At 67.4% G+C, this 12,377-nt stretch carries 10 protein-coding genes; 3 read left to right on the top strand and 7 right to left on the bottom strand.

What is annotated here, in order from left to right:
- From RSA25_RS05185 to RSA25_RS05160, 6 genes are all read right to left on the bottom strand, one after another.
- The coding region (locus RSA25_RS05185) for an extracellular solute-binding protein (protein WP_332807841.1) at positions 1 to 901 on the bottom strand (901 nt) is incomplete at its 3' end.
- Positions 902 to 928: 27 nt separating this feature from the next.
- Positions 929 to 2,524, bottom strand: coding sequence for a glucoamylase family protein (locus tag RSA25_RS05180; protein ID WP_332807836.1), 1,596 nt, complete (start codon positions 2,522 to 2,524; stop codon positions 929 to 931).
- A 274-nt stretch (positions 2,525 to 2,798) separates the two neighbouring features.
- Positions 2,799 to 5,858, bottom strand: coding sequence for a TonB-dependent receptor (locus RSA25_RS05175; protein WP_332807835.1), 3,060 nt, complete (start codon positions 5,856 to 5,858; stop codon positions 2,799 to 2,801).
- Positions 5,859 to 5,949: 91 nt separating this feature from the next.
- Positions 5,950 to 6,987: a LacI family DNA-binding transcriptional regulator gene (locus tag RSA25_RS05170; RefSeq protein WP_332807834.1), complete on the bottom strand. Its 1,038-nt coding sequence runs from the start codon at positions 6,985 to 6,987 to the stop codon at positions 5,950 to 5,952.
- A gap of 149 nt (positions 6,988 to 7,136) precedes the next feature.
- A complete protein-coding gene (locus tag RSA25_RS05165; protein WP_332807833.1) occupies positions 7,137 to 7,406 on the bottom strand; it encodes a BolA family protein in 270 nt (89 codons plus the stop codon).
- Complete coding sequence (locus RSA25_RS05160) at positions 7,403 to 7,702, bottom strand: YciI family protein (protein ID WP_332807832.1); 300 nt, start codon at positions 7,700 to 7,702, stop codon at positions 7,403 to 7,405. The genes RSA25_RS05165 and RSA25_RS05160 overlap by 4 nt, the downstream gene beginning before the upstream one ends.
- Before the next feature lie 221 nt (positions 7,703 to 7,923).
- Here RSA25_RS05160 and RSA25_RS05155 point away from each other — a divergent pair, with 221 nt between their 5' ends.
- From RSA25_RS05155 to RSA25_RS05145, 3 genes are read left to right on the top strand one after another with little or no spacing between them, the layout of a single operon-like run.
- Positions 7,924 to 8,955 (top strand): ScpA family protein, encoded by a 1,032-nt coding sequence (locus tag RSA25_RS05155; protein ID WP_332807831.1) that lies wholly within the window; start codon positions 7,924 to 7,926, stop codon positions 8,953 to 8,955.
- Positions 8,956 to 8,968: 13 nt separating this feature from the next.
- Complete coding sequence (scpB, locus tag RSA25_RS05150; RefSeq protein WP_332807830.1) at positions 8,969 to 10,015, top strand: SMC-Scp complex subunit ScpB; 1,047 nt, start codon at positions 8,969 to 8,971, stop codon at positions 10,013 to 10,015.
- A complete protein-coding gene (locus RSA25_RS05145; RefSeq protein WP_332807829.1) occupies positions 10,008 to 11,816 on the top strand; it encodes a pseudouridine synthase in 1,809 nt (602 codons plus the stop codon). Before scpB ends, RSA25_RS05145 begins: the two co-directional genes overlap by 8 nt.
- A 111-nt stretch (positions 11,817 to 11,927) precedes the next feature.
- Here RSA25_RS05145 and RSA25_RS05140 read toward each other — a convergent pair whose 3' ends face one another.
- The gene (locus RSA25_RS05140; RefSeq protein ID WP_332807828.1) at positions 11,928 to 12,362 is read right to left on the bottom strand and encodes a hypothetical protein; all 435 of its coding nucleotides are present in this window, start codon (positions 12,360 to 12,362) and stop codon (positions 11,928 to 11,930) included.
- Between the last annotated feature and the right edge of the window lie 15 nt (positions 12,363 to 12,377).

The following is a 12,377-nucleotide window of genomic DNA, read 5'->3' as shown; positions in this document are numbered from 1 at the left end:
CCAGGCTGGTGCCGCCGGCGATGCCCGCCCCGGGGCCGTCGGGGCCCGGCAGTGCGGCGGTGCCCCACTTGCCTTCCAGTTCCTTGGGCTGCAGCTTCTTGAACTCGCGGATGTTCCAGGGGCCGGACAGGTAGAACACGTTGAAGCCGCGGAAGAACTCGTCCCACACGTTGGAGATCTGGGTTTCGGACATGCGCGGGGCCCATTCCTGGGCAAACATGTTCTCGTAGAAGCCCAGCGTCCGGCGGAAGCCGGGGCTGCTGAAATTGCCGCGGGTGTCATCGTCGCGCAGCAGCGGGTCCGGCTGCTGCAGGGCGAAGGACAACTGCTGCTCGAACTCGTTGATCGGCATCAGCACCGCATAACGCTTGGGGCCCTGCATCTTCTTGATGGCGGCCATCATCTCGTTCCACTCCGCCCAGGTGCGCGGCGGGTGGTCGTAGCCGGCCTGGGCCAGCAGGTCCTTGCGGTAGTACAGCAGGCGCGTATCGACATACCACGGCACCCCGACCAGCGCGTCGTGGACCACGTTGGTATCCCAGATGCCCTGGAAGTAGTCGGCCGGGTCCACCACCTTGGACTGCGCCACGAAGGGCTGCAGCGGGGTGAGCGTGTTGAGTTCGGCGAACTCGGGGATCCAGGTGTTGCCCAGCTGGCAGACATCGGGCAGGCCGTCGGCGGCGAAGGCGGTCAGCAGCTTCTCGTGCGCGGCCGTCCACGGGATGTTCTGCACGTCCACGTGGATGCCGGGATTCTCCGCCTCGAACTCCTGGATCAGGCTGGTGACGACCTCCGCTTCGCGGCCCATCGCCCAGAACCGCACGGTCACCCCTTCCGGCTCTTTCCGGCAGGCACTCAACAACACGCTGCTGGCCAGCAGCAACAACAGGCTCAACCCCAGCTTAGGGCGCGACGACAATGGCACTGCTTACTTCCCCTGCGGCTGGTTGCGGTTCGAATTGGAATTGTTCTTCTGTTCCTGGGCGGCCGCCGCGCGCGATTCGGCGATGCCGACCGAGCGGGCCGAGGCCGCCTTTTCATCCTTCTGCAGCTCCATCGGCTGCTGCTCGCCTTCGGGGGTGAGCCAGCCGCCGGAGAAACCGGCGCGCTCCAGGCCCTTGCGGATGTGCGGGTTCTTCTTCATCACATCCCAGACGAAATCGTTGCGGTAGTTGGCGATCATGGTCAGGATCGGGCCCTGGTCGATGCCGATGTAATCACTGGCCACCCAGCCGCGATCGGGCACCATCCGCCCGGTCTTGATCGGGATGTCGTAGTTGAAGCTGGGGTTGAACGAATCCAGGAAGCCGTAGCTGGAATAGATGTAGTCGCCGTAGCGCTTGTGCATCTCTTCGGTGGCCGGGATCACTTCCTCGGGCGCGAACACCACCGAGGCGATGGCCGCGGTCGGGGCGATGGTGCCGTCGTCGAAGTTCTCGCGCAGGCCGGCGCCGCGCGAGGAGTAATGGCGGAACTGACGCTGCTCGCCGCGGTATTCCTGGGTGGTGTTCTGTGGGCCATCGCTGGCGGTCAGGCCCCACACGTTCTCGCCGTAGTCCTTCCAGTTCATCGGGTGGGCGATGGCGTACTCGCGCTGGGCCAGCGCGGCCGAGCGGCTGTTGAGGAAGTAGGTGCTGCCCCGCTCGCGCATGTAGGCATCCTGGATGTCGCGGAAGTCCACCCACACGTGGGTGTACTGGTGCCCGAACAGCGGGCCGAAGGACAGGTATTCCTGGCCCTGGTACACGCCCCAGTCGTTGTCGTAGGTGCGCGTCCACACGGTCCAGGCGTCGGGGCTGACCGGGTGGGTGGGCGAGCCGAGGGCGAGGATGTAGACCATCATCGCCTCGTTGTAGCCCATCCAGTCGTGGTCGATGAAGCCGCTCTCGGGGAACCAGCCCATCGAGATCAGCGGCGCGCGCTGCTGCAGCCACGGCCAGTCCACGCGCTTGTAGAGCGTGTCGGCGATCTCGCGGATCTCCTTCTCGCGCGCATCGTCACCGGTGTAATAGGACTGGGCGAACAGCACGCCCATCATCAGCAGCGCGGTATCCACCGAGGACAGCTCCACCCAGCTGTCGTAGCGACGGCCCTGCTGCATGTCCAGGAAGTGGTAGTAGAAGCCCTTGTAACCGCCCTTGCCGGTGCGCTGCGGGCCCATCGGCAGGTCGCGGAAGAACTTCAGGGTGAGCAGCGTGCGGTCCACCGCCTGGGTGCGGCTGACCCAGCCGTTTTCCACGCCGATCGGATAGGCGGTCAGCGCGTAGCCGACCGAGGCGATGCTGGCGAACGGACGCGACGGGTAGCGGTCCGGGCTGAGCCCGTTGACTTCGTTGGTGGTGTCCCAGAAGAACTGGAAGGTGCGGCGCTCGATGTCGTCGAACAGCGGCGGCAGCTCCGGCTTCATCGGCCGGGGCGGCACGTCGGCCTCGACCAGGATCACCGGCGGCTTGGGCTTGGCGGGCTGCTCGGGCGCCTGCTGCTGGCAACCGGTGATGGCCGCGGACAGCAGAGCCAACGACATTACCCGACGTGCATTCATCGACCACCACCTTTTGCGCATGTTCGTGCTGGAGAGCATAGCCTCTACCCGACTGAAACCGTTTACAGATCACGATCCAAAAAAATCCGCGGCATGACGGCGGATTCCGTCCCGACCGCACACGCGATTGCCCATCCTGGGACGACAATCGCCTGTGCAGTCCACCGGCCGGGTTGCCCCGGCCGGCGGTCTGCCCGTACCGGCAAACTGCCGGTACGTCCCACCCGGCGCCACCCGAAGGCGGCGCCGGTATCCATCAGAAGCGGAAGCCCACTTCCGCCTTCACCTGGCGCGGGGTACCGACGATATCGCCGGTCTCGTTGTAGCTGGCCAGCAGCTTGCCGTTGGACTTGGTGTAGTTGTAGTTGGAGAAGTTGTCGAAGTTGAAGACGTTGATGATGTCGATACGCGCGTACAGCTCGGTATCGCCCGGCATCTTGAACGTCTTGGTGGCCTGCAGGTCCACCGAGCGGTAGCCGAAGATCTTGCCACCGACCAGGAACTTGCCGTTGCCGTCGGGCACGGCCGCACCGGGGGTCGGCAGGTCGAAGCCGCTGGCCTGCACCACCGGGTACCAGTCGTTCACCGCGGTCGGGGTGGCCAGGGTGATCTTGCCGCCGAAGGTGATGTCCCAGAAGCCGGCATACGACCCGGTCAGCACCAGGCGGTGACGCGGGGCACCGTTGGAGCGGATGGTCGGGTAGTCCTCGATCAGGCCGCGGTCGAAGGCGTAATGCTCGTTGATGTCGCGGTTGTGGCGGGCGGTGGTCCAGGTGTAGGCGATCGAGGTGCCCCAGCCGCTTTCCTTGGTGAACGGCTTCTGCGCCGACAGCAGCACCTGGGTCGCGCGGGTCTTGATGCCCTGCTGGCCGATGATCAGGCTGCCGAAGCCCGGCACGTTGCAGCTCCAGGCCTGGCTCAGGCCCGGGTCGGTGCCACCGCACAGGCGCGGGTCATCGAAGAACTGGCCGGTCGGGTAACGGTTGCCCAGGGTGAAGGCGAAGCCGTCGTAGCTCAGCGTGCGCGCGATGGTGGCATCGGTCAGCCACTCGCCGATCTGGTTGCTCATGCCCAGGCTGAACTGGTCCGAGTACGGCACCTTCAGGTTGTTGTTGAGCAGGTCCACTTCCAGGCCGGCATTGCTGGTCGCACCGACCAGGTTCTGCAGGTTGCCGATCCCATTGAGCAGGTTCGGGTTCCAGTCGTAGCAGGCGGCCTGGCCGTTGAGGCAGCTGCCGGTGGCCGGGTTGCGGAAGTAGATGGTCGGCTGCGGCAGGGCCAGCTTGGTGGTTTCCAGCTGCAGGTTGTCGAACAGGTCGCGGTCATACGAACGACCGGCGCCGCCGTGGATCACGTGCTGCTCGTCGGCGTTGATGTCATACGAGAAGCCCAGGCGCGGCTGCCAGGCATCCTTGAACGCCTTGCGGTTGTGGCCGTTGCTGATGTAGTCGCCGATGTTCAGGCCGCCCAGCGCCAGCGAATCGGCGTAGGTCTGGCCTGCGGGAGCGCGCGGATCCTGCGAGTAGATCGCGTCGACCACTTCGGTCGGGGTCACGAAATCCAGGTAGGACGGGGTCTTTTCGTAGTCCCAGCGCAGGCCGAGGTTCAGCTGCAGGTGGTCGTTGACCTGCCAGTCGTCCTGGATGAACAGGCCGATCTGCTTGGACTTCGAACGGACTTCCGAGCTCACCCCGCCAATGCCGGTCACCGGCTTGACGAACTGCGCCTTGTACGGGATGTCGGAGGGGAAGTCCGGATCGCCCAGGGTGTAGGTGAAGGCCGGGTTGATCTGCGCCGCGTCGGAGGCGTACAGGTCGATTTCCTTGTACTTGGCGCCCATCTTGATGGTGTGGTCGCCGGCCCACTCGATGCCGTCCAGGGTCAGGTTGTCTTCGATCGACCAGCCCTTCTGGCCCTTCACCTGCGAATCCAGCGCCGATGCGCCGCCGATGCGGACCAGGGTGCGGTCTTCGGTGCCGTCCGGGGCGGTGTAGATGTAGCCGTTGGCGATGGTCAGCGGGGTCGGGTTGTTGAACGAATCCTCATGGGTGACCATCAGTTCGTTGTAGTAACGCTCACCGCTGTGGTTCCAGCGCAGCGCGTAGCGACGGTCGGTGTTGACCGTTTCCTTGCCGGCTTCCGGCGCGGTCTGGCCACTGAACTGCTGCTGGGTTTCGTCGCGGTCCTGGAAGGTCAGCTCGATGCGATCATTGTCGGTCGGTTCGAAGTCGATCTTGGCGAAGATCAGGTCCTGCTGGAACGGCTGGCTGGCCGGGCCCAGGCCGGCGGCGGCGTCTGCCGGCAGCAGGCCGACGCGGTTGGTGACCGAGCCTTCCGGGGCGATGGTGACCGGCAGGTCGAAGCGCTTGGCTTCGTAGGTCACGAAGAAGTGCGCCTTGTCCTGGATGATCGGGCCACCCAATGCGAAGCCGTATTCCTTCTCGGCCGACACTTCCTTGGTCTGGCCGGCCTGGCGCTCTGCCGGGGTCTTGGCGCGCATGTCCTCGTTGGTGTAACGGTAGAAGGTTTCACCCTTGAACTCGTTGGTACCGGACTTGGTCGCCGCCGTCACCGCGGCGCTGGAGACCTGGCCGTATTCGGCCTTGTAGTTGCCGCTGATGACCTTGTATTCGCCGATGGCCAGCTGCGGGAACGGGTTGCCGGCGCTGCCGGACTGGCCGGCCACGCCGCCGCCCTTGACGTAGCTCTTCTGGCCCACGCCGTCGATGTAGACGTTGGTGCCGTCGGCATTGGTGGCACCGCCGCGCAGGGAGGTGTTGCCCTTGGCATCGCGGGTGAAGATCATGCCCGGCACCGCGTCGGCGAACTCCAGGAAGTTGCGCGACACCTGCGGGGTGGTCTGGATCTGCTGCAGGCTGACGGTCTTGCCCACTTCGGAGGTGCGCACTTCCTGCAACAGGGTCGGGGCGACCACGTTGACCGTATCCAGGTTGGTGGCGTTGGCGGTGCCGCCGTTGGCCGGCGCGCCGCTGAAGTTCAGGGTCGCGGTCGAGGCCACGGTCACCGTCACCTTCTGGGTCTGGCCGTTGGCCACCACGTCATAGGTGCCCGGGTCCAGGCCCATCAGCGAGTAGCTGCCGTCGGCACGGGTGGTCGCGCGGCGCACGGTGCCGCTGGCCACGTTGGTGGCGGTCACTTCGGTGCCGGCGTCGGCCTGGGCAACCTGGCCACGCAGCGAGGAAGTGGCCGACTGCGCCATCAGGCTCGGGGCCGCGCCCAGCATCAGGCAGGTGACCAGGGCGCTGGTCAGCAGGCTGCGCGCGGGCGCACGGTGGCGGTGATTGGAATACGTCATGTGAATCTCCGGGTGGTGGTGGCCGTCGTTGCGGCCGCCTGTCTTTTTTGGACTGCTGTTTTTTTAAAGCGTCGCGACCAACGGTCGCGACCTACGACTCGTTTCTGGGCTTGCTTGAATCACGCACGATCAGGCGCGGCACAAGCGTCTGCTTGTCACCGGCCGCTTCCGTGTTGTTGCCGTCCATCAACTGCAACAGACGCGTCATCGCCTTATCGCCGAGCTCGGCGATACTCACCTGCATCGTGGTCAACGAAGGGTGAACGAAACGCGCCAGCGGAATGTCATCGAACCCTGCCAGGGCGACATCGGCCGGCACCCGCACGCCTGCCTGCGCGAACGCATACAGGCAACCCAGCGCCATCATGTCGTTGGCAGCGAACACCGCATCGGGCAGCGCACCGGCTGCCAGCAACTCCTGTCCGGCACGATGGCCGGAAGCTTCGTCAAAGTCGCCGGGCAACTCGATGCCCGCCGCCCCGGCCCCGAACGCGGCCAGCGCGTCGCGGAAACCACGCAGGCGTTCGCGTGCATCGAAGTTGAGGTCCGGGCCGGAAATGAAAGCGATGCGGCGGTGACCGACCTCCAGCAGGTGGCGGGTCATCGCCATCGCACCGGCATGGTCATCGATGCTCAGCACCGGATGATCCTGCTCGGGCAGGTAGGTGTTGATCAGGACCGTGGGCAACGCCTGGGGCAGGTTGTCGGTCAGGAAGCCGGGGCTCTCCGCATAGGGCGAAAGCACCAGCAGGCCGTCCACGCGGCCGCGCATGGCGCGCAGTGCCGCGCCCTGCTGCTCCTGGTCGCCGTGGTAACTGGACACCAGCAGGTGCTGGCGGCGGGCGCGCGCGGCGCCGTCGATGCCGCGCATCAGCTCGGAGAAGAACTCCCCGTACAGGTCCGGCAGGACCACGCCGATGGTGTTGGTGCGCCGGCTGCTCAGGCTGCGCGCGGCGGCATGCGGGGTGTAGCGCAGGCGCGCGGCCACCTCCAGCACCAGCTTGCGGACCGGTTCGGCGACATTTTCATGCCCATTGAGCGCACGCGACACCGTGGCCACGGAGACCCGGGCTTCGCGGGCTACATCTTTGATTGTGATGGCTGCCTTGTTCACTTCGCCGCCCTCCACGGCTTAGAGATCTGGGGCTTGGCGCGGAATGTAAGCGTTTTCAATCCTGAATGTAAACACTACGTTAGGCCAATGTCGCACGGCGGTAACGTAAAGCTGTCCCTGGCGGGCCCGCTCGGGACTCGCCAGGACAAGGCAGGACAAGGCTTTCAGCCGTTTTTGACTGGCACTTCGGCGCGGATGGACAGCGCGTGGATATCGGTCTCCATCAGGCTGCCCAGGGCGGCATAGACCGCCCGGTGGCGCGCAAGCGGCAGCTTGCCTTCGAAGGCGGCGCTGACCACGTGCACGTTGAAGTGCCCTCGCCCGTCGCGCGCGCCTTCGTGCCCGGCGTGCCGGTGGCTGTCGTCCTCCACCTCCAGCAGCTCCGGGGCCAGCGCCTGCTGCAGGGCCGCGCGGATGCGTTCGACGCGGGTCACGGCAGCACCTTGCGGAACGGGCGCACCTGCACGCGGATATAGACGCCGGCGGCCACGTAGGGGTCGGCATCGGCCCACGCCTGGGCCTGGGCGAGCGAATCGAAGTCGGCGATCACCACGCTGCCGCTGAAGCCGGCCGGGCCGGGGTCTTCGCTGTCGATGGCCGGGCACGGGCCGGCCAGCAGCAAGCGGCCCGCATCGCGCAGGGCCGTCAAACGGGCCAGGTGCTCGGCGCGCACCGCCATCCGGGCCGGCAACACGTCGGCACCGTCATAGCCTTCAATCACATACCACACAGGCAACTCCCAGGCTCAGCTAAACGAACCCGGCGATTCTAGCCCGCCTGGCTGGACACTGCCGGCCTGAACCCGTACTCTTGGGTCCATTGCACGTGGCTGGACCGCAGCAGCCCCGTCGGCCAAAGGCTTCACCGCCGCCCGACGATCGACCCGCTGCCCCACGCCAGTCCACGTAGACGACCTCCCCGTAGTCCTGTCGCTGCCCATCGCGGCGCGCCTTGCTGTTTGATGTGTGGAACCGCGCCGACACAGGCGTGTCATTGCCCGCCTTCGCACCGCCCGGAATGCTCCGGCCACGGGCACGGCACGGCGACTGGTCCGTTGCAATACTGACGTCAATCTTGATGACTTCCGAACTCGCGCTCGACGCGAACCCGCAAACCCGGCCGACCGCCCCACAGCAGCAGGAAATGCCGCTGGCCGTGGTGCATGGTCAACCGGTCCTGCAGATCCCGCAGGACCTGTACATCCCGCCGGATGCGCTGGAAGTCATCCTGGATGCCTTCGAAGGTCCGCTGGACCTGCTGCTGTACCTGATCCGCCGGCAGAACCTGGACATCCTGGACATCCCGGTGGCCGAGATCACCCGGCAGTACGTCGAGTACATCAACGTCATGCAGGAGCTGCGCTTCGAACTGGCGGCCGAGTACCTGGTGATGGCGGCCATCCTGGCCGAAGTGAAGTCGCGGATGCTGCTGCCGCGGCCGCCCAGTGTCGAGGGCGAGGAAGCCGACCCGCGCGCCGAGCTGGTGCGCCGGCTGCAGGAGTACGAACGTTTCAAGCAGGCCGCCGAAGATATCGACAGCCTGCCACGCCAGGACCGCGACACCAGCCTGGCCCATGCCTTCGTGCCCGACCGGGCGGCGGTGAAGCTGCCGCCGCCGGTGGACCTGAAGGAAATGCTGATGGCGCTGCACGACGTGCTCAAGCGCGCCGAGCTGTTCACCGGCCACGCGATCAAACGCGAGGCCCTGAGCGTTCGCCAGCGCATGGGCGATGTGCTCGGGCGCCTGGAGGATGGCCGGTTCTACCGGTTTGAAACGCTGTTCACCGCCGAGGAAGGCAAGCTGGGGGTGCTGGTCACCTTCCTGGCCCTGCTCGAACTGGCCAAGGAACAACTGCTGGACATCGTCCAGGAATCACCGCTGGCGCCGATCTACGTCAAGTCCCTGGCCGCCGGCAACACCAACGAACCGCTGCAGTTCAACAGCGAGTTCGACGACCACGACGCCGCCAACGAATCCGACTGAGCAACGTCCACGCATGGATCAACCGCTGATCAACCGCATCGTCGAAGGCGCGCTGCTGGCCTCCAGCCAGCCGCTCACCCTGGCGCAGCTGCAGGGCCTGTTTCCCGAAGAGGAACCGGCGCCCCCGGGCAGCATCGAACGCGCCCTGGAACTGCTGGGCCAGGGCTGCGCCGAGCGCGGGGTGGAACTGGTCGAGGTGGCCTCCGGCTTCCGCTTCCAGGTCACCAACGAAGTGCACGGCTACATCACCCGGCTGTGGACCGAACGCAAGACCCGCTACACCCGCGCCACCCTGGAAACCCTGGCGCTGATCGCCTACCGCCAGCCGATCACCCGCGGCGAGATCGAGCAGGTGCGCGGGGTGGCGGTCAGCAGCAACATCATCCAGGCGCTGGAAGAACGCGAGTGGATCCGGGTCATCGGCCACCGCGACGTGCCCGGCAAGCCGGCGCTGTTTGGCACCACCAAGGGCTTCCTGGATTATTTCGGGCTCAAGCGCCTGGACGAGCTGCCGCCGCTGTCCGAGCTGCGCGACCTGGGCGAACTGGACCCGCAGCTGCCGCTGGACCGCGACGGCCAACCGGCCGGCCGCCTGGCCGCTGGTGCCGCCACGCCCGAGGCGGAGGCCGATGCCAACGCGAATGCAGATGCGGATGCCGACGAAGCGGCGGCCAACGATGACACCCCGCCTGCGGCCGAGGGTGCCGAGGGTGCCGAGCCGGCCGAGCCGGCGGATCCGGCGGCGGCGCGGCTGGCCCAGCGTGCGGCGCTGGCCGATGCCCGACTGGCGCAACAGCTTGCAGAGCAGGACAATAGGGCCGACACCGCCGCGGCGGACGTCCCCGATACCGAATTGAATGCACCGTTGCCGGTTGCCGACGACGATGCAGGAATGACCGCCCCTGATGGCGAACCCGATACCGCGCCGGGAGAGCGCGCGGCGCCCCAGAACGAAACCGAAGACAACGCCGTCGCGACGACGACCGTGGCTGTTGACGAAGCCGATCCCGAACCAGAGGCCGACGCACCCGTTGCCGGCCGGAGCCAAGTAAATGAGTGACACCCCTCGCAAGCCGTCTTTGAACAAGCTTTCGCTCAAGCGCGAATCCGCCACCGACCAGCCCAAGCTGGAAGAACGCCTGCACAAGGTGCTGGCCCAGGCCGGGCTCGGCTCGCGCCGCGCGCTGGAGCAGCGCATCGCCGATGGCCTGGTCAAGGTCAACGGTGAAGTGGCGCAGACCGGCATGTCGATCAAGAGCGGCGACAAGGTCGAGCTGGACGGCCGTGGCTTCGTGGCCACCGCGCTGACCGAGACCTCGCGCGTGCTGGCCTACAACAAGCCCGAAGGCGAAGTGACCACCCGTGAAGACCCGGAAGGCCGCCCCACCGTGTTCGAAGCGCTGCCGGCCCTGAAGGGCGCGCGCTGGATCGCGATCGGCCGCCTGGACATCAACACCACCGGCCTGCTGCTGGCCACCACCGACGGTGAGCTGGCCAACGCGATGATGCACCCCTCCTACGAGGTGGAACGCGAGTACGTGGTGCGCGTGCGCGCCCCGGAAGGCGAAGAGAAGGTGCCCGACAACATCGTCGACCGCCTCGCCCGTGGCGTGGCGCTGGAAGACGGCCCGGCCAAGTTCGACGAGATCGAACGCATCGGCGGCACCGATTCGCATGACTGGTTCCGCGTGGTGGTCAAGGAAGGCCGCAACCGCGAAGTGCGCCGCCTGTGGGAATCCCAGGGTTGCCAGGTGAGCCGCCTCAAGCGCACCCGCTACGGCAAGGTCACCCTGCCCCGCGAGCTGCTGCGCGGCCAGTCGGTGGAGCTGCCGGCCAAGCAGGTCGAGGCGCTGCGCGCCGAACTGAAGCTGGAAGAAGGCGCGCCGTCGGCGCTGACCCTGCAGCCGGTGATCGGCCAGCGTCGCGCGGCCAAGACCACCGTGCGCGTGTCGCGCGAAGGTGGCCGGGGCAATGCCTACGTCAACGGCCACAACCAGGCCGATGAAGGCCGCGAGCTGCGTCGTTTCGACAACGTGCGCGAAGACCGCGGCCGCGGTCGCGGTGGCAAGGGCGGCGGCTTCAAGGGCGGCCTGACCGTCAGCGGTGAAGCGGCGGCCAAGCAGTCGCAGCGTCCGTTCAAGGCGCGTCCGGACAAGGGCAACCGGGCGCTGCCCGAAGGCAACCCGGCCGCGTTCCGCAGCTGGTACGTGCCCGATGGCGTGAGCACCGGCCCGAGCAACCACCGCAATGCCGGTCCGGGCGCTGCCCGTGGCCCGGGCGGGCGTGGTCCGGGTGCCGGCGCCGGCGCGGGCGGCCAGGGCCGTCCGTATGGCAAGCCGAAGGGTCCGGGCGGCGCAGGCGGCCAGGGGCGCGGTGGGTTCGGTGGCGAAGGCCGCAGCGAAGGCCGTCCGGCCTACGGCGGCGGTGGCGGCTACGGCGGTGAGAACCGCGGTGGCGAGGGCCGTGGCGGCTACGGCGGCCAGGGCCGTCCGGCCGGTGCCGGCGCCGGTGGCAACCGCAGTGGCCAGGGCCCGTCCCGTCACCCGTACGGCCATCCGGGCAATGCCCCCAGCTTCCCGTCCGACCACGCCAACCCGGGCGCCAGCCCGTACGGCAACGCGCGCCCGGCGGGCAACCGCGGCCCGGGCGGTCCCGGCGGCAACCGTGCCCCCGGTGCCCGTGGCCCGGGCGGCGCCAACGCGCGCGGCCCGGGTGGCAACCGCGGTCCCGGTGGTCCGGGCGGCAACCGTGGCCCGGGTGGCCCCGGGGGTCGTGGTCCCGGCGGCCCGGGCGGTCGTCCCGGCGGCAGCCGCGGCCCGGGCGGCGGCGGCCACCGCGGTGGCGGCCCGCGCGGCGGCTGATCGCCCACGCGTCCCATAAAAAAACCCGGCCAAGGCCGGGTTTTTTCATGGGGGGAGGTAGAGCCACCCCATGGGTGGCTGCACATTACCTCCCGCGCGATCGCGCAACCGTCAACGCCGCTCGATCGTGAACTTGCCCAACCCCACGCCCAGGTCCCAGCCCTTGCCGGTGCCGGCCAGGGCCAGCGACACGTCGCCCTTGGTCATCACCTGCGCGTTGCTGGACTTGTCCGCGCCGGCATGCGCTTCCACCGAGGCGTAGGAACCGATCAGGTCGTTGAGCGAATACGCGCCGGAGAACTTGCCCTTGCCGTCCACGATCTTGGACTTGCCCACCGTCAACCCGCCGCCCTTGACGGTGATCTTGACCGGGATGCGCGCGCCGTTGTCGCAGCTGATGGTGCCGGTGCCCGAGGCGGTCTTGTACAGCACCGACCAGCCGGCCAGGTTGTAGTGCAGCTCGCAGTCGATGTTGCCGGCCGCCTGCGCGGCCGAGGCCGTGGACAGGCCGGCCAACGCGATCAGGGCAAGGGAGAAGGTCTTCATGCAATCGGCTCGTAC

It is taken from the genome of Stenotrophomonas sp. (assembly GCF_036662295.1).
Taxonomy (GTDB): Bacteria; Pseudomonadota; Gammaproteobacteria; order Xanthomonadales; family Xanthomonadaceae; genus Stenotrophomonas.
The sequence above is the reverse complement of the archived record's forward strand: the minus strand, read 5'-3'. Positions and strand labels throughout refer to the sequence as shown.

Coding starts and splice junctions, on each gene's coding strand:
- RSA25_RS05140 (WP_332807828.1), bottom strand. CDS start 12,362: ATGAAGACCTTCTCCCTTGCCCTGATCGCGTTGGCCGGCCTGTCCACG.
- scpB (WP_332807830.1), top strand. CDS start 8,969: ATGGATCAACCGCTGATCAACCGCATCGTCGAAGGCGCGCTGCTGGCC.
- RSA25_RS05145 (WP_332807829.1), top strand. CDS start 10,008: ATGAGTGACACCCCTCGCAAGCCGTCTTTGAACAAGCTTTCGCTCAAG.
- RSA25_RS05180 (WP_332807836.1), bottom strand. CDS start 2,524: ATGTCGTTGGCTCTGCTGTCCGCGGCCATCACCGGTTGCCAGCAGCAG.
- RSA25_RS05175 (WP_332807835.1), bottom strand. CDS start 5,858: ATGACGTATTCCAATCACCGCCACCGTGCGCCCGCGCGCAGCCTGCTG.